The following is a 25750-nucleotide window of genomic DNA, read 5'->3' on the forward strand; positions in this document are numbered from 1 at the left end:
GCGGCACCCCGCCTGTTCCCATGGTCAGTGGGGTGATGGTGCATGAGCGGACTGCGCGTCATACCGACCTGGCGGCACGGCCGGGAGCGGCTCTACGTCTGCCTCACGGACGGGCGCAACCTCGCCTGGTACGACCGTGAGGCCGCCAGGATCAACCTGCTCAGCGACGACCGCAGGGAGGATGTGCTGGAGGCGCTCGGCCCCTTCATCACCGGACCGGTGACGGTGGGCCCGCCGCCGGTCCCCACGCCCGCCGAGCTGGCCCGGCTGTCCCTGCACCCGGACGACGACCTCGCGCCCAACCGCCCCGGCGAGGCGCTCATCGTCTCCCTCGACCGGGATCCCGCCCGCTCCCACCGGCTGCGCCGCCCCGACCCGCGGCTGCGGGCGCTGACGGCGGAGCAGACGGTCGGCGAGGCGCTGGACCGGCTGGACGGCGCGGGCTGGCACGCGCTGCACTCCATTCCGCTTCCCGGCGGTGACCGCATCCACCATCTGGTGATCGGGCCGGGTGGGCTGTTCGTGTTGCACAGCCTGTACGCCCGTAAGCAGAAGGTGACCGTCGCCGATCCGATGGTCTCCCTCGGGCGCCGCGAACCGTATCCCCTGCTGCGCCGCGTCCGTGCCGACGCCGACCGCGCCTCATACGCCCTGACCGCGGAGGTCCGCCCGGTGCTCGTGCTGGTCGGGCCGGCCGACGTGGCGATACCCGGGCCGCTGCGGGAGGTCCGGGTGTTCAGGGACGCGGAGGTGGAGGGGCTGGGTCGGCTGGGTGGGCTGCTGAAGCCGGCGGATGTGGAGGCGCTGCACGCGATGGCTCGGGACCGGCGGGTGTGGGGTGCCCCCGGCTGAACGGGTACAGGTTGGCTGGGCCGGCCGTCCCTGGGGGCTGCCGCCCCCAGACCCCCGCTTCGGCCCTGGCGGGCCTCGTCCTCAATCGCCGGACGGGCTAAATACCTGGCAGCGCGCCCGCCCGGTTCGCGTCCAGGAGCGGAGCCAATAGGTCGCCGTAGTCCTGGAGGCGTGGGGCCATATCCGGGGCGAGGAAGGTCAGGGACCGGGGGGAGCGGCAGTCCTGGACCTCCTCCCAGGTGACCGGCGCCGACACCGTCGGGTCGCGGCGGGCGCGCAGGGTGTAGGGCGTGGCCGTGGTCTTGCGGGCGGCGTTCTGGCTCCAGTCGACGAAGACCTTGCCGGGGCGCAGGCTCTTCGTCATCCGGTGGATCACGAGCCGGGGCATGGCCTTCTCGGCCTCCACGGCGAGTTCCTTGGCGTACTCGGTGGCCTGCTCGGAGGGGGCCGGCCGGATGGCGGCGGCGAGGTGGAGGCCCTTCGAGCCGGAGGTCTTGGCGTAGGCCTCGATGCCGTCGGCGGCCAGCCGTTCCCGTAGCCAGAGGGCGACCTCGCAGCACTCGACCGCGGTGGCGGGCGAGCCGGGGTCGAGGTCGAAGACCAGCCGGTCGGCCTCGCCGGGCGCGTCGATCAGCCACTGGGGCGTGTGGAACTCGGTGACGAGGTTGGCAGCCCACATCAGCGAAGGCAGATCCTGCACCAGCACCATCCGCGCCGGTCCTTCCACCCGGGGCACCTCGGCGGTGGTGACCCACTCGGGCGTACCCGGCGGCACGTTCTTGGTGAAGAACACCTGTCCGTCCGGGCCGTCCGGGTAGCGCAGGAAGGACACCGGCCGGTCGCGCAGATGCGGCAGCAGTGCGTCGGCGATGGTCGCGTAGTAGTGCAGCACCTCGCCCTTGGCGAACCCGGCTGCCGGATACAGCACCTTCTCCAGGTTGCTGAGCGCGAGCCGCCGTCCCTCCACCTCTGTGATCGGCGTCATACGATGAGAATCACATGAAATAGGTCGGAACCGCCTCGAAAGGTGCTGAACGTGCGATCCATCTGGAACGGCGCCATCTCCTTCGGCCTGGTCAGCATCCCGATCAAGGTGGTGAACGCGACCGAGAGCCACTCGATCTCCTTCCGCCAGATCCACACCGAGGACGGCGGCCGGATCCGCTACCGCAAGTTCTGCGAACTGGAGGACCGCGAGGTCACCCAGGGCGAGATCGGCAAGGGGTACGAGGACGCGGACGGCTCGATCATCCCCATCTCCGACGAGGACCTGGCCGAGCTGCCGATCCCGACCGCGAAGACGATCGAGATCGTGGCCTTCGTCCCGGAGGACCGGATCGACCCGCTCCAGATGGACGCGGCGTACTACCTCGCCGCGAGCGGCGCCCCGGCCGCCAAGCCGTACACCCTGCTGCGCGAGGCGCTCAAGCGCAGCAACAAGGTCGCCATCGCCAAGTTCGCGCTGCGCGGCCGGGAACGGCTGGGCATGCTCCGGGTCGTCGGTGACGCCATCGCCATGCACGGCCTGCTCTGGCCCGATGAGGTCCGCGCCCCGGAGGGCGTCGCCCCCGACACCAGTGTCACCGTCCGTGACAAGGAACTCGACCTCGCGGACGCCCTGATGGACACGCTCGGCGAGGTCGATCTCGACGATCTGCACGACGAGTACCGCGAGGCCGTCGAGGAGGTCATCGCCGCGAAGGCGGCCGGCGAGGCCCCGCCCTCCGCGCCCGAACCCGCCACCGGAGGCAAGGTTCTCGACCTCATGGCGGCCCTGGAGAGCAGCGTGCGCGCGGCGAAGGAGTCGCGCGGCGAGGAGCCGGCGGAGGTCAGACGTCTGCCGGAGCGCAAGGCGGCCAGGGCGGCCCCGAAGCAGGCGGCGGGCAAGAAGTCCACGGCGACGAAGAGTGCGGCGGCCAAGAAGACGGCGTCGGCCAAGAAGTCCACGTCGAAGACGGCCCAGGGGACGAAGAGGACGGCGGCGAAGAGCACGGCCAAGGGCGCGGAGAAGAGCACGGCGAAGAAGACCACGGCCAAGACCGCCAAGACTGCCAAGAAGACGGCGGCCCGCAAGCGGACCGCGTGACCGGGGGCGCCCGGAGCCTCACCTCGACCGGCGCAGCACCAGCACCGCGTTGTGCCCTCCGAACCCGAACGAGTTGCTGAGCGCCAGGTCCCCGTCCTCCGGCAACGTCCGCGGCGCCCCCGTCACCACATCCAGGTCGATCGCGTCGTCGACCTCCCCGCACCCCACCGTCGGCGGCACCACCCCGTGATGCAGCGTCAGGACGGCGGCGACGGCCTCGACCCCGCCCGCCGCCCCCTGCAGATGCCCGAGGTGCCCCTTGAGCGCGGTGACCGGTACGGACCGTCGTCCCAGCACCGCCCGCAGCGCACCCGCCTCCGCGAGGTCGCCCTCGACCGTGGCGGTGGCATGGGCGTTCACGTGGGCGACGTCCCCGACGTGGCCCCCGGCGTCCCGCAGGGCCCGTCGCAGGGCGAGCGCGATGCCGTTGCCGGACGGGTCGGGGGCGGCCATGTGGTGGGCGTCGGCGGAGAGTCCCCAGCCCGCGGCCTCGCAGTAGACCCGCGCTCCCCGGGCCCGTGCGTGCTCCTCCGCCTCCAGTACGAGGATCCCGGCGCCCTCGCCGTTGACGAACCCGGACCGGTCCTTGGCGAAGGGCCGCGAGGGCGAACCGTCGGCGGGGTCCCCGTCGGCCAGGGCCCGCATCGCCGCGAAGGACGCCATGATCGCCGGCGTGACGACGGCTTCGGCGCCGCCCGCGAGAGCGACGTCGATCCGCCCGTACCGTATGCGGTCGATCGCTTGCCCTATGGCCTCGGTCCCCGACGCGCACGCGCTCGTCACGGTGCGAGCCTCGCCGGTGATGTGCAGATCGAGCGAGACCTGCGAGGCGGCCTGCGAGGGCACGGTCATGGGAGTGGTGAGCGGCGAGACGGCCCGGGGCCCCTTCTCCCGCAGCTGCCGGTCCCCGCCCACGAGCACGGACGCGTCACCGAGGATCGCCCCGAGACTCACCCCCACCCGCTCCGGATCGATACCGCTCTCCCGGGTACCGCCCGCCACGAACCCGGCGTCGGACCACGCCTCCCGGGCGGCCAGCACCCCGAACTGAGCGGCCCGGTTCATCCGCCGGGCGACGGGCCGGGGCAGTAGCCGACCGGGGTCCACGGGTACGACGCCCGCCACCCGCACGGGTAACCCGTCGAACTCGGGATCCGCCAACTCCCGTATGCCGTGGCGCCCGTCGAGCAGTCCCTGCCACAACGCCTCGGCCCCGACGCCCAGGGGCGTGACCGCCCCGAGCCCGGTCACGACGACTCTTCGCGGTGCGGACGCGGCGGACTCGCTCATCCGGGCATGCCCCCTTAGGTGGTTGAAAGGAAAACATGCCCAGATTCCTCAGGTCCTGCACGTCCGTTCGATGCGCCCTCTCATGTCAGCTGCGAGGCGACGAACGCGAGCAACTCGCGTTTCCGCTGCTGGAGATAGAAGTGGCCGCCCTCGAAGACCCGGAGGTCCAGCCCCTCCGTCGTGACGTCCGACCAGGACTTGAGGTCCTCGACCGTGCACACGGGGTCGCGGTCGCCTCCGCACACCGTGACCGGAACTCCCAGCCGGCGCAGGTGAGCCGGACGGTACTTCGCGAGGAGCCCGAAGTCCGCACGCAGCGCCGGCATGATCACGGGCCGCAGGTCGGGGTGGTCGTAGAGGGCGGCGCCCTCGGGGTCCAGCAGCCGGACGCGGTCCAGGACCTCGGTGTCGGTCGGGGCCGGGCCGGGTGCCTCCTCCTGCGGGACGCGGGGCCGGTGCCGGCCCGACACGACCAGGTGGGTGAGGGTGCGTCCGGGGTCGTCCTCCAGGCGGCGGGCCACCTCGTACGCCACCGACGAACCCATGCTGTGGCCGAAGAGGGCCAACGGCAGGTCGCCGGTCAGTTCGTGCCGCAGGGCCGTCGTGATCGTGTCCGCCAGCTCCTCCATCGTGCCCGCGCACGGGTCGTACAGGCGGTCCTGGCGGCCGGGGTACTGCACCGCCATGACCTCGATCTCCGGCGGGGCGAACGCGGCCCAGTCGTGGAAGGCCACCGCCGCTCCGCCCGCATGCGGGAAGCACAGCAGGCGGATCCTCGCGCCGGGCGCGCTCACGCCCCTGAACCACCGGGTCCTGATGTCCCGGATGGTCACGACTCCGCCTCGAACTCGGCGAGGAGGGCGTCGAGGGCGCCGTCCGCGTCCCCGTTCCGCTTCATCTCGCAGATGCTGATCGCCATGTCCTTCAGTGTGATCGGTTCGAGGAACAGCTGGATCGGCACGTCGATGCCCAGCTCGTCGCGGAGCCGGCCGGCGAGGTGAACGGCCGTCAGCGAGTCGCCGCCCGCCTCGAAGTAGGTCTGCGCGAGATCGGCGGCACTGTTCAGGTCCAGCGCCTCGATCACCAGCTCGGTCACCTTGTCCTCGAGTTCGTCCTGCGGGGCGGGTGCCGTGGCGCCGGGCGCCGCCTCCACCCGCGGGTCCTGCGCCGCAGACCTGAGCAGCGTCAGCGCGCCGTAGCTCTCGCCCGCGAACGGGTACGTCGGGAGAGGCACCCTGCGCACGTTCCTGCCCGGGGCCGGCCACGTCACCTCGTCGCCCCGCACCCAGGCCTCACCCAGCGGGTCGGGCGTGCCGTGCGGAACCCGGCCCCGGGCCAGTGCCGTCAGCTTCTCCGCCGCCTCCGCCGCATCCGAGGCCACCACATACGCCCGTACGGCCATGGCGACCCGGCCCGTGCGCAGGGTGTGCGCGACCGCGGCCAGGGAGGGGGCGTCCGGTGCGCGCAGCACCGAGGCCAACCGCTCCGCCGCGGCGGCCAGTTGCGGCTCGGTCCGGGCCGACAGCGGCAGGAGCAGCGGTCGTACGGCGTCGTCCGCCGGAGCCGGTCGCGCCGGCGCCTCCTGCACCACCACGTGCACATTCGTGCCGCCGATCCCCACCGACGTCACGCCCGCCAGCCGGGGCAGGCCCGAACGGCTCGGCCACTCCTCGGTCGCGGTCACCAGCCGCAGCGGTGACTCGCGCAGGGCGGCGAGCGGGCTCGTGACGTCCACCGTCGGGGCCAGCGTCGCGTGCTCCAGCATCAGGATCGTCTTGATCAGCGCCGCCGCCCCGGCCGCCGCGTCCGCGTGCCCGATGTTCGACTTCACCGAGCCGAGGCCGATGCCCGCCCCGCCCGCGAAGGCCGCGCTCGCCGCCTCCAGCTCGATCCGGTCCCCGAGCTCGGTCCCCGTCCCGTGCGCCTCCACATACTGCGCCGCCGACGGCTCCAGGCCCGCCGCCGCCCACGCCTCCGTGATCGCGGCCGACTGCTGGTCCACCCCCGGCGCGGTGAAACCGACCTTGCCGGAACCGTCGTTGGTGACCGCCGTACCCCGGATCACCGCGCGCACCGGGTCACCGTCGGCCAGCGCGTCCTCCAGCCGGCGCAGCACCAGCACGCCCACCCCGCTGCCGGGCACCGTGCCGGCCGCCTTCTCGTCGAAGGGGCGGCAACGGCCGTCGGGGGAGAAGATCCCGCCCTGATAGTGGACGTAGCCCTGCTTGCGCACGCTGCCGATGGCCACGCCGCCCGCGAGGGCCATGTCGCACTCGCCGAGGAGGAGCGCCTGGACGGCCAGGTGGACCGCCGTCAGCGAGGTCGAGCAGGCCGTCTGGACCGTCATGCTGGGGCCGTCCAGGCCGAGGCGGTAGGAGATCCAGGGCGCCAGGAACTCGCGGTCGGTGAGGATACGGACCTGAAGGGCGCCGATCGACGCCGCGAGCGCCGGGTCCGTGCCCGCCGCCAGCGCGTGTTCCGTGGGGCTGCCGCCCACGTACACGCCGGTGCGGGACGGCGCGCGCAGCGGGGCGTGTCCCGCGTCCTCCAGGGCGGACCACGCCGTCTCCAGCAGCACGCGGTGCTGCGGATCCAGCGCCGTCGCCTCCGTGCGGTTGAAGCCGAAGAGGTCCGCCTCGAAGCGGTCGGCGTCCGGGAGGCGGCCCTGGGCGCCGACGTACGCGGGACTGCTCAGCTCCGCCGCGTCCGCTCCGTCGGCCAGCAGCTCCTTCTCGGTGAAGGTGGAGATGGCGCAGACGCCGTCGCGCAGGTTGGCCCAGTACGTGTCGAGGTCGGGGGCGCCGGGGAAGCGTCCGCTCATCCCCACCACGGCCACCGCGGAATCAAGGTCGTGCGGTGCGGCTTCCTCGTTCGTCATCACGTCGTGCCTTTCCTGGAACGGAGTTTCTGCATGGCTGCCTGGCGTCGACGGCGATCGCCACCTCGCCGGGCTGCCTCCTCGTGGCGTGCGGGCTCCTCGGCCGAACTGTCGAGGTGGGCCGCCACGGCGGCGACCGTCGGGTGCCGGAAGAGGTCGATCAGGGTGAGGTCCCGGTACTCCGGGTGTTCCCGGAGCGCCGCCAGCACGGCCAGCAGCCGTACCGAATTGCCGCCCAGGTCGAAGAAGTTGTCGTGGACGCCGACCCGGTCCAGGGTCAGCACCCGCTGCCAGACCCGGGCCACGCGTCGCTCGGCCTCGGTGCTCACGGCGGCGTACGACTCCGTCAACTCGGGGCGTGACGAGGGAGGTTCGGGCAGCCGGGCCCGGTCGATCTTTCCGGAGCGGTTCAGGGGCAGGTCCGGCAGGCGTACGAAGACCTCCGGGACCATGTAGCCGGGGAGCCGTCGGGTGAGATGGGCGCGCAGGGCCTCGTCCGAGGGACCCGTGTCCTCGCCGACCACGTACGCCACGAGCCGCTGCTCGGCCCCCTCCCCGCGCACCGCCGCCGCGGCGACCGTGACGTCGGGATGGCCTGCCAACAGCGCCTCGATCTCGCCCAGTTCGATGCGGTAGCCGCGCAGCTTCACCTGGGAGTCGCCGCGGCCGAGGTAGTGCAGTACGCCGTGCGCGTCGATGCGGCACAGGTCCCCGGTGCGGTACATCCGGCTGCCGGGCGGCCCGTACGGGTCGGCGACGAAGCGCTCGGCGGTCATGCCGGGCCGGCCGAAGTAGCCGCGGGCCAGGGAGGCGCCGGCGACGTAGAGCTCGCCCGTCACGCCGACCGGGACGGGGCGCAGACGCCGGTCCAGGACGTAGGCGCGGGTGCCGGGGACGGCGTTGCCGATCACCACCGGCTCGCCCGGGTGCAGATCGGCGGTGGTGGAGTACACCGTGGCCTCGCTGGGGCCGTACGCGTTGACGATCCGGCGGCCCTCCTCGGCGAGCCGCTCCACCAGTTCGGCCGGGCAGGCTTCGCCGCCGACCGCGAGCGTGCGCAGCTCGGGCAGGGCGCCCGGGGCGCGGGGCAGGGTCATGGCGGCGGACGGCGGCAGGAACACGTAGGTGATGCGGGAGTCCCTGAGCCGCGCCTGGAGCGCCTCGCCCAGCCGCTCGTCCTCCCGCGCGATGTGCAGCTCCGCGCCCGCGACCCAGGGGAAGAACAGGTCGGACACGGCCACGTCGAAGCCGAACGACACGAACTGCAGGACGCGGTCCGTCTCGGTCACCGGGAACACGGGGCGGACGTTCACCGCGAGGTTGAGCAGGGCGCGGTGCTCGACGGCGACGCCCTTGGGGACGCCGGTGGAGCCGGAGGTGTAGAGGACGTAGGCGAGGTCGTGGGGGGCGCATGCCACGGGGGCGAGCGCAGGCACCTCGTCCGTGGTCTCGTCCACGCGTAGTTCCGGGACGTCCGTCGCCGTCAGGCCTGTCGTCCCTTCTGCCGTCAGGAGCAGGGACGTGCCCGAGTTGTTCACCATGTAGGCCAGGCGGGCGGCCGGATGCGCCGGGTCCAGGGGTACGTAGGCGCCGCCCGCACGCAGCACCGCGAGGGCGGCGACGCCCATGTCGGCGCCGCGGGGTAGGAGCAGGCCGACCCGGTCTCCGCGTCGGACGCCGCGTGCCTGTAGATGGGCCGCGAGGGTGTCGGCGCGCTTGAGTAGTTCGCGGTATGTGAGGCGCAGGTCGCCGCAGACCAGGGCGGTGGCTTCCGGTTGTTCGGCGGCTCGGTCCGCCACGAGGTTCGGGACCGGGCGCGCCTCAGGATGTGCCACGTTGTGTTGTCGGGCGGCTGCGGGTTCGTTGTGGCTTGTCGCGCAGTTCCCCGCGCCCCTTGGCGGCGTCGCCGTCCCCTGGGTGAGAAGCCACTCCCTCTCGTCCGACGGGACCATGTCTATGGCCGACAGAGGAACATCCGGACGTTCCAGCAGCCCCTCCAGCAGCGTCTCGAAGCACCGCACCCATCGCCGTACCGTCTCCGACTCGAACAGGGCGCTGCGGTGGATCAGATACGCGGCGAGATCCTCGCCCCAGCGTTCCACCTGGAGGTGGAAGTCGAACTTCGCGGTGTCCAGGGGCACATGGACCCGCTCGACCTCGGCGCCCGCCAGGCTCAGTGTCAGCTCGGTGTCGTCGTCGTAGCCGAACATCACCTGGACGACCGGGTCGTGGCTGATCTCGCGGGCCGGGGCGACCGCGTTCACGACCGCCTCGAAGGGGGCGTCCTGGTACGGCTGGGAGTCCAGCAACGCGGTGCGCAGGCGGGCGATGAGGTCGTGGTACGAGGGGTCGCCGGACAGGTCGACGCGCAAGGCCAGGGTGTTGGTCAGCATGCCGACCATGTCCTGGAGTTCGGGGCGGTCGCGGCCGGAGACGGGGAAGCCGATCACCAGGTCCTCGGAGCCGGACAGCCGGCTCACGAACGCGGCGTACGCGGCGAACACCGCCATGAACGGCGTACCGCCGCGTGCTCCTGCCGTCTCGGCGAGCCGTTCCCGGAGCCGGGCCGACAGCGTGAAGCGTTCGGTGCCGCCCGCCGCCGAACGGACCGCCCCACGCGGCCGGTCCAGCGGCAGCGCGACCGTCCCGGGAGCACCGCGCAGCCGCCCGGCCCAGTGCGCGACGGAGTCGGCGTACTCGCCCGCCGCCTGCCGCTCCCGCTGCCAGGCCGCGAAGTCCGGGAACTGCAACGGGAGTTCGGGCAGGGTGTGGCGCAGGCCCTTGGTCTCGTTCTCGTACCCGGCCGACAGCTCACGCAGCAGCACGCCCAGCGACCAGCCGTCGCAGACCAGGTGGTGGGCGACGAGCAGGACGCGGTGGCTGCCGTCGTCCACGGCGTACAGCGTGCAGCGCAGCAGCGGGCCGGACGTCACGTCGAAGCGGCGGGCGGCCTCAGCGCGCATCCGCGCGTCCACCTCGGACGCGGGTACGTCGCGCTCCAGGCGTGGCTCGGCCCGCCCCGTGGCGGACACGATCTGCACCGGCACCCCGTCGGGGCCGGTGCGGAACACCGTGCGCAGCGACTCGTGCCGGGCGACGAGCGCGTCCAGGGCCCGCCCGAAGGCGGCCGGATCGAACGGCCCGCGCACGGCGAACGCGGCCGGCACATGGTAGGTCGGGCTGCCCGGGTCCATGTGGTCCAGGACGAGCAGCCGGGCCTGTGCGTCCGAGGCCGGGAACTCGTACTCCTCGCCGTCGCCGGGAGCCTCCTCGTGCTCCCCGGCAGTCCCTGTGTCGTCAGCGTCCATCTGTCTGTGCTCCGTCCCCCGTGCGGTTCCTTGCCAGTACGTCCTCCACGGCCGCGGCGATCTCGCCGAGCGGCCCCGGCGTGAGCACATCGCTGTGCTCGCAGTCCAGTTCGTGTACGTCCACCCCGGCCGAGCAGGCCTGCCACGCGGCGTTCTTCTCCGCGGTCGTCGCCTCCGAGGCGCGGGTGGCCGAGAAGAGGGTCACCCGGCCGTCGTACGGCGACGGCTGCCAGGCACGGGCCATCCCGATGTACCGCTCCATGGCGGCGACCAGGGTGTCGAGGCGCTGCTCGTCGAGGTCGGCGAGGAGCGCGCTGTGCGCGTGGACGCGTGCGAGGACCTCGGCCCGCTCCAGCGGCTCGGCACCGGCCGTGACCCCGGGCAGCGCGTTGCGCAGCAGGTTGCCCAGCGCCACCTGCTCCACGACCGCCGGGTCCAGCGGCACCCGCGCGACCTCGGGCGGCTTCGGCATGGAGTCCAGGACGGCGACGAGCGCGACCTCCTCGCCGGCCGCGCGCAACCGCACCGCCAGCTCATGGGCGAACGGCCCGCCGAAGGAGCGGCCCAGCAGCAGATACGGCCCGTGCGGCCGCACCGCCCGGATGCGTGGCACATAGCCCTCGGCCAACTCGCCCAAGGTGTCGGGAAGTGGCTCACCGTGCAGCACCGGCGTCTGAAGTGCGTACACCGGGCGGCCGGGGGCGAGGTGCGGCAGCAGCGCCGCGTATCCCCAGCCGAGCCCCAGCCCGGGGTGGAGGCAGAACAGCGGGGGCAGATCGCCCGCGCGGCGCAGGGCGAGCAGCGGGGCGTACGCGTCCTCGTCGTCCTTGCCCTGGTCGTGGCCCCCCTGTCCGGTGGCAGGGGCCAGGCGGGCGGCGAGCGCGGCCGGCGTCGGCGCCTCGAACAGCGTGGCCGGCGACACCTGTGTCCCGAGCTCGGCGTGGATCTGCGCGGTCAGCCGCAGGGCGAGCAGCGAGTGGCCGCCGTGCGCGAAGAAGTCGGCGTCGGGGCCGACCGCCTCGACCCCGAGCACCTGCGTGAACAGCGTGCACAGCAGCTGCTCGCGCCCCGGCCGGGCGACCCGTCCGTGGCTCGGCCGGGCTCGCTGCGGCCCGGGTTCGGGCAGCGCGGCCCGGTCGACCTTGCCGTGCGCGGTCAGCGGTACGGCGTCGAGGGCGGCCCACTCCGACGGCATCAGATGCGCCGGCAGTGCGCGCGCCGCATGGTCCCGTACGAGGCCCAGGTCGCCGCCCACGACATACGCGACGAGCCTCTTGCCGCCGTCCGGCCCGGGGCGCGCGGCCACCACGGCCCGCTCCACGCCCGGGCAGGCGGCCAGGGCGGCCTCCACCTCGCCGGGCTCGATGCGGAAGCCCCGCACCTTGACCTGGTCGTCGCTCCGGCCGATGAACTCCAGCTCACCGCCGGGGAGCTGCCGCACCAGATCGCCCGTGCGGTACATGCGCTCGCCGGGCGGCCCGTACGGGTCGGCGACGAAGCGCTCGGCGGTCTGCCCCGGACGGTTCAGATAGCCGCGGGCGAGCCCGGTGCCGACGACATACAACTCGCCCACGGTCGCGGCCGGTACGGGGCGCAGGAGGTGGTCGAGGACGTAGGCGCGGGTGTTGTCGAGGGGCCGCCCGATGGGCACGGACGCGCCGACGTCACCGGTCACCCGGTGGGCCGTGGCGAACACGGTCGTCTCGGTGGGCCCGTAGCCGTTGACGACCCGAGTGCCGGGGCACTGCTCGCGCACCCGCCGGACCGCATCGGGCGCGAGGACGTCCCCGCCCGCCCACACCTCCCGCACGGCGCCGAGCGCCTCGGGCGCGATCTCCGCGACCGCTCGCAGGAGTTCGGCGGTGAGCCACAGAGCGGTGACGCGCGTTTCGGGCAGCAGCCGCTTCAGCAGGTCGGGGGTGACGGGGCCGGACGGGGCGAGCACGACCGTGCCGCCGTTCAGCAGCGGCACCCAGGTCTCGAAGGTCGCGGCGTCGAAGGTGTGCGGACTGTGGAGCAGGACGCGTTCGTGCGCGCCACCCGCGAAGCGGGTGTCGGCGGCGAGCTCGACGACGGCCCGGTGCGGGGTGAGGATGCCCTTGGGCTCACCCGTCGAGCCGGAGGTGTACATCACGTAGGCGGCGGATTCGGGGTGCACGGACACAGTCGGCGGCGCGTCGGCGTCGGTGTCCTCCGGGCCCAACCTCCGTACGTCGTCCGGCAGTTGAACGTCCGGGGGCGTCACCGCCACCCGCGCGCCGGCCTGCTCCACCAGCGCCGCCGCCCGCCCCGCCGGAGCCGCCGGGTCCAGCGGCAGACAGCACGCGCCCGCCTTCAGCACCGCCAGCTGTGCGACGACCAGGGACACGGACCGGGCCAGCGGCAACGCCACCGTGTCGCCGGGCCGCACCCCCGCCTCCCACAGCCGCGCCGCCAGCCGGTCGGACGCCGCGTCGAGACCGCCGTACGTCAGCACCTCACCGTCCGCCTCGACGGCCGGCGCATCGGGCGTACGGGCCACCTGCTCGGCGAAGCACCCGGGGATGCTCGGCGGTTCCGGTACCGGACGTACCGGCCCCTCGGACAGGGCGAGCAGCTGTCGCCGCTCCTCCTGCGGGAGGACGTCGAGCCGGTCGGCCGGTGTGCCGTGCGCGGACGTCAGCGCCTCGAAGGCGCGCGCCAGGCGGGCGCCGACCGTGGCCGCGGAGATGCCCCGGCGACAGCTGATCCGCAGCAGCATCCGCTCACCGGCGACGACGGCGACCGTCACCGGGTAGTGCGTCGCGTCCCGCGTCTCGACCAGCTCGACGGCCGCGGCGGGCCCCTGGGCGCGCGGAAAGTTCTCGAACGCCAGGACGGTGTCGAACAGTTCGCCCGCTCCGGCCGCCCGCTGCACCTGCGACAGCCGTACATGGTGATACGGCGCCAGCCGCAGCTGCTCGCTCTGCACGCGGGCCAGCAGCTCGTCGACGCACTCACCGGAGCGCAGCCGGATCCGCACCGGCAGCGTGTTGATGAAAAGGCCCACCATCCGCTCGACCCCGGGCAGATCGTGCGGCCGCCCGGAGACGACCGCGCCGAACACCAGGTCCTCGGCACCGGTCAGCCGGGCCAGCACCAGGGCCCAGGCGGTCTGCGCCACGGTGTTGACGGTGACGCCCGCGTCCGCGGCACGCCGGGTGATCGCCGCCGTCAGCTCGGGCGTCAGCTCCACGTCGACCGTGTCCTCAGCCCCCTCCGGCCCGTCCGGCTCGACTGAGGGGAGCAGCGCGGGCCGCGACAGCCCGTCCAGCGCCTCGCGCCAGGCGGCCTGAGCCCGCGCCCGGTCCTGGCCGTTCAGCCAGACCAGGTACTGCTTGAAGGGCACGGCGGGCGGCAGCGCGGCGGTACCCGTCGTCAGCGCCTCCAGATCCCGCGCGAGCAACGGCAGCGACCAGCCGTCCAGCAAGATGTGATGGAGCGTCAGCAGCAGGTCGGCGCCCGCGTCGTGCCGGACCAGCGTGGCCCGCACCAGGGGGCGCCGGGCCAGATCGAAGCGGCTGCCCCGGTCCTCGGCCATGAGGCGCGCGAGCTCCGCCTCCGTCTCGTCCGGCGTACGGCCGGTGCAGTCGGTCTCCGCCCACGGCACCTTCACCGAGCGCGGGATCACCTGCACCGGCCGGTCGACATGCTCGTGCCGAAAGCGCGCCCGCAGATTCGGGTACCGCTCCAGCAGCGCCGTCACCCCGGCCCGCACCGCCTCGGCCGTGATGCCGGGGGCGATCCGGAAACGGGCCTGCACCAGATACGGGTCGGGGCGGTCCGGGTCGCGCAGGGCGTGGAAGAGCAGGCCCTCCTGGGCGGGGGAGAGCGGCAGCACGTCCGCGATGCGGCCGCCCATCAGTCGTCCCCCTCTTCGTCGTCTTCGTCCCAGTCCTCGAACTCCAAGTCGTCCTCCAGCTGGGCGAGCTGATCCGACGACAGGTCGACCAGGGGGAAGTCGGAGCCGGTGTGGCCGCCGGCGCCGTCCCTGCGGGCGTGCTCGACCAGCACCTCGATCGCCTCGCACCACAGCCGGGCCAGCTCCCTCACCTCGTCCTCGCCGAGCACCCCGCGCCCGTACGAGAACCCGGCGCTCAGGCACAGCCGCCCGTCGTTCCGCTCCAGGACCAGCGCGTCCACCTCCACCGCATGGCCGAGCGGCAGCGCCTCGGCGGCCATGCCGAGCAGCTCCCCGTCTGCCGTGTCGCCGCCGGAGAACCGGCCCAGGTAGTTGAAGCGCAGGTCCGGGACGGGCAGCGCGGCCAGCTTCGGGGCCGTGTCCGGGTTGAGGTGGCGCAGCAGCCCCCAGCCGAGGCCGCCCGACGGGACCGCCCGCAGCTGCTCCTTGACCCGCTTGAGGGCCTCACCGGCCGCGTCCCGCGCGGGCTGCCAGAAGTCCGGGCCCAGCGCGCCGCCCGCGTCCAGCCGGACCGGGTACTGGGTGGTGAACCAGCCGACGGTGCGGGAGATGTCGACGGGCTCGGACAGCGCCTCGCGGCCGTGGCCCTCCAGGTGGACCAGCAGGCCGGTGACCGTCGCCGGATCCTCGCCCCGCCGCCGTGCCGCCGCCGCGGCCAGCGCCGTCAGCAGCACGGCGTCCGGGCCGCAGTGGAAGGCCGCGGTCACCTCGGACAGCGCCGCCTCGGTGACCTCGGGGGTCAGCTCGACGGTGAGCACGGCACGGCTCGCCCCGACACCCCGCCCGCCCGCGATCCGCGCGTCCGGGCCGCTCAGCATCCGCTCCCACCAGGCGGACTCCGTGTCGGCCAACTCGGGCCTGACCGCCTCTCGCGCCAGCAGCCGCGCCCAGCGCGCGAAGGACGTGCCCGGGCTCGTCGCCTGAATGGCCCGGTCGCCTTGGTCCGGCAGCCGCTCCCCGGCCGGCCCGGCCGCCAGCTCGGGACCCAGCAGCCGCCAGGACACCCCGTCCACCGCCAGATGGTGCACCGTCAGCAACAGCAGCCCCGGCCCGCCGGAGGCCGGGTCGAGCCAGGTGGCCCGCAGCATCTCCCCCTTCTCCGGGTCGAGCCGCACCGACGCCGCCCACTCCTCGGCCATCGCCCGTGAATCGGCACCGACGGGCACCTCGACCCGCTCCACCGCCACACCGGGGACCTCCTCGGGGATCTCCAGCTCCCCGTCCACCAGGCGCATCCGCAGCACACCGTGCCGCTCGACCAGCCCGCGCACCGCCGCCTCGACACGCTCCGGGCCGACATCCCGCGGTACCGGGAACACCATCGACTGCGTGAACGCGGCCGGGTCCCCGGCCTGTTCACGCCACCACCGCATGACGGGCGTGAGCGGGAACCGGCCCGTGCCGGTGTCCTCGCCGACGCCGGGGTCCGTCGCCTCCCGTGCCGTCAGCGCGAGCACGGCAGGCGTACGGGCCGTGAAGACGTCACGCGGCGCGATGCCGAGCCCCGCCCCCGAGGCCCGCCCCGCCAGCTGGATCGCCATGATGCTGTCGCCGCCCAGCCGGAAGAAGTCGTCGTCGGCGCCGACCTGTTCGACGCCGAGCACCTCCTCGAACAGGGCGCACAGGGTGACTTCGCGGGCGCCCTGCGGGGCCCGTCCGGAGCCGTCCGCCCTGCTGCCCGGGGCGGGCAGTGCGGCCCGGTCCAGCTTGCCGTTGGCCGTCAGCGGCAGCTCGTCCAGCACCACCACGTCGGACGGCACCATGGCCGCGGGCAACCGTCCGGCGGCGTACGCGAGCAGCGCGTCCGGTACCGGGACGCCCTCGCCGCCGCCCACGACGTAGGCGACGAGCCGTGGCCTGCCCGGCCGGTCCTCCCGTACGACGACGACCGCCCGCTCGATCGAGGGATGCCTGGTGAGGACGGCAGCGATCTCGCCCGGCTCGATGCGCAGGCCGCGGATCTTCACCTGGTCGTCGGAGCGGCCCAGATACTCCAGCTGCCCGTCGTCCCGGCGGCGGGCCAGGTCTCCGGTGCGGTACATGCGCTCGCCGGGCGGCCCGTACGGGTCGGCGACGAACCGCTCGGCGGTGGCCGCCGCCCGCCCCAGATAGCCGTACGCCACTCCCGGCCCCGCCAGATAGAGCTCGCCGCACACCCCGGGCGGCACGGGACGCAGCCGCCCGTCGAGGACGTACGCGCGCGTGCCCGGGAACGGGGCGCCGATGGGCGGTGCCGTGCCGTCGCCGGTCAGCGGGCCGGAGACGGTGGCACCGACGGTGAACTCGGTGGGCCCGTAGGCGTTGTGGAACCGGCGCCCGCCGACGGCCCAGCGGGCCACCAGGTCCGGCGGACACGCCTCCGCACCCACGGCCAGCGACCGCAGCTCCGGGTACTCCCCGGTCGGCACCGTCGCCAGCACCGAGGGCGGCAACAGCGCACAGCTGACCCGCCGCCCGGTCAGCACATCCGCGAGGTCCTGCCCGACGAGCGGCCCCTCCGGCGGGACGACCAGGGTGCCGCCGGACCCGAACGCCAGGCACATCTCGCCCAGGGAGATGTCGAAGGCGGGCGAGGCGAGTTGCAGCACCCTGCTGTCCGCGTCCAGTGCGAGCGCGTCCACGAGGCCGCGCGTGAGGGCCGTCAGACCCGTGTGCGGGACGACCACGCCCTTGGGGCGGCCGGTGGAGCCCGAGGTGTGGATGACGTAGGCGGGGTGGGCGGGGTTCAACTCGGCTTCGGGCAGGGGCGGTTCGTCGTAATCTTGCTCGCTCAGTTCCGTTGAGGCGTCAAGCACCAGCGTCGGCACATCCGTATCGATCAGCGCCCCCCGCTCTCCCACGACCAGGAGCACCGGCCTCGCGTCCTCCAGCGCCAACCGGATCCGCTCGGCCGGATAGTCCGGGTCCACCGGCAGATAGGCGGCACCGGTCCGCTGCACCGCCAGCAGCGCCGGCGTCATGGCGGCGGTGCGGCCCAGCGCGAGGGCCACGACCGCGCCGGGGCCCGCACCGTGCCGCGCGAGATGCGTGGCCAGCCGGTCAACCCGGTCGGTCAGTTCGGCGTAGGTCAGCGCCAGCGCAGTGCCCTCCAGCGCGGGCGCGTCGGGAGTGCGGGCCGCCTGCCGGGCCACCAGGTCGGGAAGGGCCAGCGGCTCGGGGGCGGGCCCGCCGGAGCCGAGCTCCACCAGCCGGCGCCGGTCGGCCTCGGGCACCAGGCCGACCTCGGCGAGCGGCACCCCGGGAGCGGCGGTGAAGCGCCGCAGCAGCTCCAGGTAGGCGTCCGTCCAGTGCCGTACGGCGTCGGCGTCGAAGAGAGCCGTACGGATCTCGAAGCTGCCCTCCATCGTGCCGTCGTCGGAGTCCCGGACGATGCCGACGAGGTCGTGCTCGCCACCGGTGTGGATGCGCTCGGGCTCGCTGAACTCCCGCAGCGCGGCCACGCTGCGCTGCTGGGTGAGGTGCATGAAGACCCACTGGAACAGCGGGGAGCGCCCGGCACTGCGGTCGGGCGCGACCGCCGAGACGATCCGGCCCACCGGCACGTCGGAGTTGGCCATCAGCTCGGGGAAGTCCGCGGCGAACCGGGCCAGCACGTCGGCGAAGGAGTCATCGGCCCGGATCCGCCAGCGGGTCGGGATGGCGTTCATGACGTACCCGATGACCCGCTCCAGCCCCTTGGCGGCCCGGTTGGCCGTCGGCGTGCCGAGCACCATGTCGTCGGCGCCGGTGAGGCGGTGGGCGAGGACCGCGAAGGCCGCCATCAGGACGACGTAGACGGAGGCGCCGCGTTCGCGGGCCAGCGTCCGTACGGCCTGGGCGGTGGGGGCGTCGACACGGAAGGGGACCTGGGCGATGCCGTCCCCGGTCCCGGTACGGGTGCCGGGCACGGTGAGCGGCGCGGGCGGCTCGGCCAGATAGCGGCGCCAGAAGTCCAGCCGTGCCTCGAAGACCCCGGCCTCCTCCAACTCGCCCTGCCAGGAGGCGAAGTCGGCGTACTGGATGAGCGGCCGGTTCAGGGTCGACGCGACGCCGGCGCCGGTCGCGTGATGGGCCTCGGCGAACTCGGTCTGCAGGACGTCGAAGGACCACCAGTCGGCGATGACGTGGTGCAGGCCCAGCATCAGGGTGGTCCGCTTCTCGTCGACCGTGACGAGACGGGCCCGCATCAGCGGCCCCCCGCCCAGGTCGAAGGAGCGGCGCCGGAACGTCTCGAAGGCCTCGGCGATGGTGGTGCCGGTGCCGCGCAGGTCCTCCCGCTCCAGGACGAAGCGGTCCTCGGGCGGGAAGGTGAGGTGCAGCGCGCCCGGCTCCCCGCCGATGCGTGCCCGCAGGATGTCGTGATGCGCCCGGACCTGCGTCAACGCCGTCTCCAGGCGGTCCGGGTCGACGGGCTGGTCGAAGTGGTAGGCACTGCACAGGTTGAGCGCGGGAGTGCCGGGATACAGCGACTCGTACACCCACAGGTCCTCCTGCGCGGCACTGAGCCGCACCGGCCCGTCCCCGTCCCGTCGCGGTACGACGGCCGGGATCAGGCCCGACTGCCCGGACTCCACGAGTCGGCGCATCAGCCGGACGCGCTGCTCCCCGCTGAGCGCGCCGAACCGCTCGGCCATCGACGCACCGCCCGCCCTGGCCGGCCCCGTCACCCCCGTCATGCCACTTCCTCCTGCAGCTCGGCCAGCCGGTGCAGCCCGGCCAGCACCTCGTCGCGGCCGAGTCCGAAGTCCACGAAGCAGGCGACCTCGTCGCAGCCCAGCTCGCGCAGATCGGCGAGCATCTTCCGGCAGGTCTCGGCGGAGCCGAGCAGACTGCCCCAGGTCAGATAGCGGTGGAAGGCGAACTCGGCGAGCAGCGCGGTCTGTTCCTCGGTGAGCTCCGCCGTCGCCCGGTTGGCGGTGCGGTTGGCCGTGGTCTGCCGTACGTACGAGCGCAGATACCTCGTCAGCGGTACGCCGGTCAGGCGCCGCGCCTCCTCGTCGTCCGCGCCGACGAACGTGTGCGCCATCAGCGTCACCCGGCCGTGCGCGTCGGTGCCGCCCTGCTCGGGCGCGGCGGCACAGGCCGCCCGATAGCGGGCGATCTTCTCGGCGAGCTCCTCCCGGCTCTGCCCGACGGTCGCCCCGAGGACCCCGGTGCGCAGGCTGCCGGCGGCCTCCCAGGTCGCGGGGTTGCCGGAGCTGGTGAGCCACAGGGGGAGGGTGTCCTGCACGGGGCGGGGCTGCGGCAGGACGGGGACCGAGGCGCCGGTGCCGTCGGTGAACTCGGCCGCCTCGCCCGCCCACAGCCGCCGCAGCAGCGGGATGTCCCGCAGGGTCTGCTCGCGGCGGCCCTCGTAGTGGTCCGGGGCCAGCACGAAGTCGGTGGAGTGCCAGCCCGTCGCCGCGGACAGCCCGATCCGGCCGTGCGAGAGGTTGTCCACGACGGCCCAGTCCTCCGCTATCCGCAGCGGATGGTGCAGCGGCAGGATCACGCTGCCCGCCCGGATGTTGATCCGCTCGGTGGCCACCGCGAGCGCCGCGCTGAGCACCGGCGGACTGGGGAAGACCTGCCCCACCTGCTGGAAGTGCCGCTCGGGCGTCCAGATCGCGTGGAAGCCGAGCCGGTCCGCGGTACGGGCGACGGTGAGGATGTCGTCGTAGGCCTCGCTGTGGCGCGGCGCGGTACCCCCGCCCGGGGTGTCGGCGGTGGGCGTGTCGGCGCCGAAGAACATCACGCTCAGGTCCATGGCACCTCCTTCTGACTGGTGTCGGTACGGCCGCTGCGGCCGGTGTCGGTACGGCTGTCGCGGCCGGGCTGCCGCGGAACGCGCGGCCGACGCGGGATGGGCGCCGCGGCCGCGGGTGCCTGCGCCGGTGCCCGCTCCAGTTCGGCGGCGAGGGCGGCGACCGTGGGGGAGGTGAACAGCTGGGCGGCCGTCACCGTGCGCCCGGCGCCGGTGAGCCGGGCCGCCACCCGGACCGCGCGCAGGGAGTTGCCGCCGAGCCGGAAGAAGTCGTCGTGCGGGCCGATGCGCTCGACGCCGAGGACGTCCGACCAGACGGCGGCGATCTCCCGGTGCAGCGCGGAGTCCCCGGCTTTGTTGGCGGTGGTGCGGGCGGGGGCGAGGACCGCGTCCCGGGCCGCGTCCGCCCGCCGGGGAGGCGCGGGCAGCGGAAGCCGGGACAGCGGTACGTCCGGCTCGGCGGCCGCCGCCCGCAGCGCCTCGACGACCGCGTCCGCCAGCCACTGGACGAACTCCGGCTCCAGACACGACGTCCGGTACTCGAAGACCAGCGTCATGCCGTCCGGGGCGCCCGCCGGCCCGTGGTCGTCCGTGACGTCGACCAGCAGCTCGAACCGCGCGGTGCCGGTGCGCAACGGCTCCACGCCGGCCTCGGCGCCGGGCAGCTCCACCTCGGCCCTGGCGTTGTTCTGCAACGCCAGCACCACCTCGGTGAACGGCTGCCGCCCCGGCGGCCGTACCGGATTGAGCGCGTCCACGACCTCCTCGAACGGCACGTCCTGGTGGGCGAAGGCGTTCAGTGCCGTCTCCCGGGTGCGCGCGAGCAGTTGCCGGGCGGTGGGGTCACCGGCGGCGTCCGTGCGCACCACCAGCATGTTGACGAAGAACCCGACGACGTCGTCGACCGTGCCGTCGTGCCCACGCCCGGCGACCGGCGACCCGACCGCGAGATCCTCACCCGCCCCGGCCCGCACCAGCGTGGCGGCGAGCGCGGCGTGCAGCGCCATGAACAGCGTGGCACCCTGAGCCCGCGCCGCCTCGACGATCCGCGCGTGCGCGCCCGCGTCCAGCCGCCGTACGACGGTGGCGGCGTCCCGACCCGGCAGTTCGGGCCGCCCGGGACGCCGGGGGAGCAGCGGTCCGCCGGCCGACAGGTCGGCCAGGGTCTTGCTCCAGAAGGCGAGTTGGGCAGCGGCCAGGGACCCGGGATCGTCCGCCGAGCCCAGCCGCTCCCGCTGCCGGCGGGCGAAGTCGGCGTACGGCACGGGCAGCGGGGCGAGCTCCGGCCCGGCACCGGCACTGCGGGCCGCGTAGGCGCGCGACAGGTCCCGGAAGAGCGGCGGCAAAGACCAGCCGTCACCCGCGATGTGGTGCAGGACGAGCAGCAGGGCATGCTCACCCGGCCGGTCCCTGACGCCGAACAGCACGGCATGCAGGGGCAGTTCGGCGGCGAGGTCGAACCGGTGCCGCGCGGCTGCGCCGACCGCCTGCGCCAACTCGCCCGAACCGACCGTGACATGCCGCAGCCGAGGCAGCCCCTCGGCGCCACTCAGCACCCGCTGCCTCGGCTCGCCGTCGCACTCCTCGAAGACGGTACGCAGCGCCGTCTGCCGGGCGGCGACATCCCCGAGAGCGGCCCGAAGGGCCTCCGCGTCGATCTCACCGCGCAGCCGCACCAGCACGGGCAGGGTGTAGGCGGCACCCGCGTCGACCCGGTCCAGGAACCACAGCCGCCGCTGGGCGTACGACAGGGGCAGCGCGTCCCCGTCCCGCGGAACTGCGGGAACGTCCACCTGGTCGTCCTGCTTGTTCCTCTCGGCCTTCTCCACGTACGGCACCAGCGCCGCCGGCGTCCGGCACTCGAACAGTGTCCGTACGCCGACCTGCGCGCCCAGCGTCAGCCGGATCCGGCCCAGCAGCCGCGCCGCCATCAGCGAGTTGCCGCCGAGCGCGAAGAAGTCGTCCTCGGGGCCGACCGACGCCACCCCCAGCACCTCGGAGAACAGCCCGCACAGCGCCTCCTCGACCGGCCCCGACGGTTGCCGTGCGGCCGCCGAGGCGAGGGAGCCGGTGACCGGGCCGGGCTCCGGCAGGGCGGCGCGGTCCAGCTTGCCGTTGGCGGTGAGGGGCAGGGCGTCCAGCAGGACGAAGGCGGCCGGGACCAGGTAGTCGGCCAGCACGCGAGCGGCGTGCTCGCGCAACCGCTGTTCCGACAGCAGCCGGCGATGTCCGTCGCGCGGGACGACGTACGCGATCAGCCGCTTGTCACCCGAGGCGTCGGGACGCGCGACGACAGCGGCCCGGACGACATCCGGGTGGCCGGCCAGGACCGTCTCCACCTCCCCGGGCTCCACCCGGAACCCGCGGATCTTCACCTGGGCGTCGGCCCGCCCCAGATACTCCAGCACCCCGTCCGCCCGCCGCCGCACCAGGTCACCGGTGCGGTACATCCGATCACCGGCGGCCCCGTACGGGTCGGCCACAAAGCGCTCGGCGGTCAGCCCGGGCCGACCGCAGTAGCCGAGGGCGACCCCCGCCCCGGCGGCGTACAGCTCACCGGTCTCGCCGTCCGCGACGGGCCGCAGCCGCTCGTCGAGCACCCGCAGCCGTTTGCCGGCCAGCGGGCGGCCGATCGGCACCGGTCGTCCGTCCCGTACGTCCTCGGCGGTGACCTGATGGACGGTGAGGAAGACCATGCCCTCGACGGGGCCGTAGCCGTTGCTCAGCCGCAGCCCGGGGTGGCGCTCCAGGGCGCGGGCCGCGTGCGCGGGCGACAACGGCTCGCCCCCGACGATCAGTTCACGTACTCCGGCGAGGGCCCGCGGGTACTCGTCGACGATCACGTGGAAGAGGGAGGCGGAGAGGTAGAGCGAGGTGACGGCGTGCCGGTCGACCAGACCGGCCATCACCACCGGGTCGGGGCGCTGCCCCGGGTGCAGTACGCACAGGCCGCCGCCGAGCAGCGGACCCCACAGCTCCAGCGCGAACGCGTCCCAGGAGACGGGGGAGCACTGCAGCCACACCGCGCCGGCCCCGAACGCCGCGAAGTCCTGCCCGGTCAGCGTCCCGGTGATCGCGGCATGGGAGGCGACGATGCCCTTCGGACGGCCGGTGGAGCCGGAGGTGAACATCACGCAGGCCGGGTCCTGCGGCCGTACGGTCACAGTGCCGCGTTCGAGAGGCGGCGCCTCTTCCGCGTCCTCCACCGCGACCGGCTCGGCCGCGATGCCCGTCGGTCGGGCCGCGCGCCGTGACACGACCACGGCGACGCCCGCGTCGGCCGCCATCCCCCGCAGCCGTTCCGCCGGAAATTCGGGGTCGAGCATCACATAGCCGGCCCCGGCCTTGAGCGTGCCGAGCAGGGCGACCACCATCTCGGCGGACCGCTCCAGATATACGCCCACCAGGGCCCCCGGCCGCACGCCGTGCCGCCGCAGCAGCCCGGCCAACCGGTCGGCCCACGCGTCGAGTTCGCCGTAGCTCAGCCGCTGCTCGCCGTGGACCAGCGCGGTCGCCGCCGGTGTCCGCCGAGCCTGTTCGCCGAAGAGTTCATGCACCCCGTGCAACGCCCCCGTTGCCCCCTTCTCAGCCATCGGCTGCCGTGCGGGCGGGACATATGTCGCTCCAGTGGTCCTCGACGTAGGCGAGGCAGTCCGCACGGCTGCTCGCGGGCAGCGCCACGTCCCACCCGCCCGGCACGGTGATCCCGTCGGGCCAGAGCGAGAACTGGCCCTCGGCGTTGGTGAGCACGAGGTAGGTGCCGTTCTCGTCCTCGAACGGATTGGTGGTCATGGTCAGCCCTCCACGAGTGCTTTGTTCTCGGGGTTGTCGGGGTTCTCGGGGTTTTCGGGATCGCCGGGGGCGTCGCGGCGCTTGTCCGGATCCTCGGGACCACCGGGGCGCCCGGCGTCGTCGCGGGTCACCGCCTCGTCGGCGCTCGCGCCGCCCTCGTCACCCGTGCCGCCCTCGTCACCCGTGCCGTCCCCGTCGCCCGTGCGGGCCCCGCTCCCCGCGTCGTCCCGGCCGGGCTCGGCATCGATGTCCGGCAGCAGCGAGTCGATCTCCCGCACCGTGCGCCGGGTCATGCTCAGCACCCCGACGGCGATGCCGCACAGGCCGGCGATGAGCAGCATGGCGGCCATGCCGCTGCCCGGACCGTCGCCCACGAGCGGCCCGAGCAGCACGAAGATCCCGGTGCCGTCCTCGGCCTGCGGTTCGAAGACATGGTCGGCGAGCGGCCCGGAGACCGCGGTCGCCAGCGGGACGGAGATCTGCGACAGGAACACCACGGCGCCGAAGACCCGCCCGTGCCACTCCTGCGGAACCTTGGTCTGCACGATCGCCTGCATCACGCCGTTGATCATCGGCATGAGCGCCGCGCCCACCAGAATGGCCGCGCACCAGCCGACCACACCGCGCGCGAGAGCCATGGCCACCTGGGCGGACAGGCACATGCCGATGATCCCGAGCAGCATGCCCCGGGCCCGGTTCTTCGGCCCGCTCCAGGCCGCCATCAGCAGCCCGCCCGCGATCCCACCGACCCCGATCGCCGTGTTGACGCTCGCCAGCGCCGTGGTCTCGCCGCCGGACCGGGCCAGCACCATGGGCTGTACGGCGGCGAAGCCGAAGACCATGACCAGGTTGACCACGCAGAACGCCAGCATCAGATCGCGCAGGCTCGGATACCGGAAGAGAAACCGCATCCCCTCGACGGCCTCCGCGACGAGCTTCCCCCGCGCCGCGCCCCCCGGCTTCCTCGCGGGGCTGCCGTCCTCCCGCATCCGTACGACCCGGATGGCGGCCAGCGCGACAGCGAAGCTCACCAGGTCGGCGACGAGGATGAAACCGAGCCCGGAGAACGCCACCAGGAGCCCGCCCAGCGCCGGACCGCCGACATCCGCCGTGCTCTTGGCGCTCGCCAGCAGACTGTTGGCCCGCTGGAGTTGCGCCTTGTCCACCAGCAGCGGCACGGCGGCGCCCAGCGCCGGGAACTGGAAGGCGGCGGCGCCACCGAGCAGCATGACGGCCGCGTAGACCTCCCAGGTGTGCAGCCCGCCGGCGAGGTGCAGCACGCCGAGCAGCGCCACGACCAGCAGTCCGCCACCGTCCGCGAGCTGCAGCGCCGTACGCCGGTTGAGCCGGTCGACGAAGGCTCCGGCGAGCGGGCTGAGCAGCACCTGGGGGAGCATCGCGCAGAGCGACAGCGTGGTCAGCGCCGTGGCCCGGCCGGTGGCCGACCATGTCTCGAAGACGAAGGCGAACCGCAGAACGGAGTTGCCGACCAGGGAGATCGCCTGCCCGCTCCAGACGAGCATGAAGGGACCCATGCCGGCGAACCGGCCTGCCCTCCCCCCGTCCTGCGCGGTGTCGTCAAGCGAGCGCGCCGAATCGGCCACGTGCGTACCCCCGTCGAATGTGGCTTCCGACGGAGAACCTTAGTTCGAAGTGGCGCGCCGCACAGCCGGATCATGAAAGGAGGCCGAGAAGCCCTCACGGACGCCACCTGCATGACCATGAGTGCCGCGCTCTGACAGGCGTCGGACGCGGCCACGTCGTAGACACCTACGATCATTTGACGACACAACGAGATGCCGGGACGGGCGACAAGGGTGGCGTTCCTCCGGTGGTTGACAGACGGACTGGCCTGAGCAACTGCCGCCTCCCTAGGATGTGT

The 25750-nt window shown here is 73.7% G+C and carries 12 protein-coding genes and 1 pseudogene; 2 read left to right on the plus strand and 11 right to left on the minus strand.

The genetic code is table 11. From position 1 onward, the window contains the following. Window positions 1-42: 42 nt before the first annotated feature. The gene (locus ACTMVF_RS27040; protein WP_441273706.1) at window positions 43-852 is read left to right on the plus strand and encodes a nuclease-related domain-containing protein; all 810 of its coding nucleotides are present in this window, start codon (window positions 43-45) and stop codon (window positions 850-852) included. Between the two features lie 97 nt (window positions 853-949). Here ACTMVF_RS27040 and ligD read toward each other — a convergent pair whose 3' ends face one another. After that, window positions 950-1837 (minus strand): non-homologous end-joining DNA ligase, encoded by an 888-nt coding sequence (gene ligD / locus ACTMVF_RS27045; protein WP_441273707.1) that lies wholly within the window; start codon window positions 1835-1837, stop codon window positions 950-952. A 51-nt stretch (window positions 1838-1888) separates the two neighbouring features. Between ligD and ku the strand changes: the two genes are divergently transcribed. Further along, window positions 1889-2938, plus strand: a complete 1050-nt coding sequence (ku, locus tag ACTMVF_RS27050) for a non-homologous end joining protein Ku (protein WP_441273708.1) — start codon at window positions 1889-1891, stop codon at window positions 2936-2938. An 18-nt stretch (window positions 2939-2956) separates the two neighbouring features. Here ku and ACTMVF_RS27055 read toward each other — a convergent pair. The 10 genes and pseudogenes from ACTMVF_RS27055 to ACTMVF_RS27100 all read right to left on the minus strand — a co-directional run. After that, window positions 2957-4222 (minus strand): annotated as a pseudogene (locus ACTMVF_RS27055) (beta-ketoacyl-[acyl-carrier-protein] synthase family protein); the annotation flags it as partial. Between the two features lie 86 nt (window positions 4223-4308). Beyond that, complete coding sequence (locus tag ACTMVF_RS27060) at window positions 4309-5061, minus strand: thioesterase II family protein (protein WP_441273709.1); 753 nt, start codon at window positions 5059-5061, stop codon at window positions 4309-4311. Beyond that, window positions 5058-7106, minus strand: a complete 2049-nt coding sequence (locus ACTMVF_RS27065) for a beta-ketoacyl synthase N-terminal-like domain-containing protein (protein ID WP_441273710.1) — start codon at window positions 7104-7106, stop codon at window positions 5058-5060. The genes ACTMVF_RS27060 and ACTMVF_RS27065 overlap by 4 nt, the downstream gene beginning before the upstream one ends. Further along, window positions 7106-10414: a non-ribosomal peptide synthetase gene (locus ACTMVF_RS27070; RefSeq protein WP_441273711.1), complete on the minus strand. Its 3309-nt coding sequence runs from the start codon at window positions 10412-10414 to the stop codon at window positions 7106-7108. Before ACTMVF_RS27070 ends, ACTMVF_RS27065 begins: the two co-directional genes overlap by 1 nt. Next, window positions 10404-14294 (minus strand): non-ribosomal peptide synthetase, encoded by a 3891-nt coding sequence (locus ACTMVF_RS27075; protein ID WP_441273712.1) that lies wholly within the window; start codon window positions 14292-14294, stop codon window positions 10404-10406. Before ACTMVF_RS27075 ends, ACTMVF_RS27070 begins: the two co-directional genes overlap by 11 nt. After that, the gene (locus ACTMVF_RS27080; RefSeq protein ID WP_441273713.1) at window positions 14294-19009 is read right to left on the minus strand and encodes an amino acid adenylation domain-containing protein; all 4716 of its coding nucleotides are present in this window, start codon (window positions 19007-19009) and stop codon (window positions 14294-14296) included. The genes ACTMVF_RS27075 and ACTMVF_RS27080 overlap by 1 nt, the downstream gene beginning before the upstream one ends. Further along, a complete protein-coding gene (locus ACTMVF_RS27085; RefSeq protein ID WP_441273714.1) occupies window positions 19006-20079 on the minus strand; it encodes a MupA/Atu3671 family FMN-dependent luciferase-like monooxygenase in 1074 nt (357 codons plus the stop codon). The genes ACTMVF_RS27080 and ACTMVF_RS27085 overlap by 4 nt, the downstream gene beginning before the upstream one ends. Further along, the gene (locus ACTMVF_RS27090; protein WP_441273715.1) at window positions 20070-23669 is read right to left on the minus strand and encodes an amino acid adenylation domain-containing protein; all 3600 of its coding nucleotides are present in this window, start codon (window positions 23667-23669) and stop codon (window positions 20070-20072) included. Before ACTMVF_RS27090 ends, ACTMVF_RS27085 begins: the two co-directional genes overlap by 10 nt. Continuing rightward, entirely contained in the window at window positions 23662-23868 is a 207-nt protein-coding gene (locus ACTMVF_RS27095; protein ID WP_441273716.1) for an MbtH family protein, read from the minus strand. The genes ACTMVF_RS27090 and ACTMVF_RS27095 overlap by 8 nt, the downstream gene beginning before the upstream one ends. Before the next feature lie 2 nt (window positions 23869-23870). Next, window positions 23871-25472 (minus strand): MFS transporter, encoded by a 1602-nt coding sequence (locus ACTMVF_RS27100; protein ID WP_441273717.1) that lies wholly within the window; start codon window positions 25470-25472, stop codon window positions 23871-23873. Between the last annotated feature and the right edge of the window lie 278 nt (window positions 25473-25750).

It is taken from the genome of Streptomyces sp. SD31 (assembly GCF_052068475.1).
Lineage (GTDB): Bacteria > Actinomycetota > Actinomycetes > Streptomycetales > Streptomycetaceae > Streptomyces.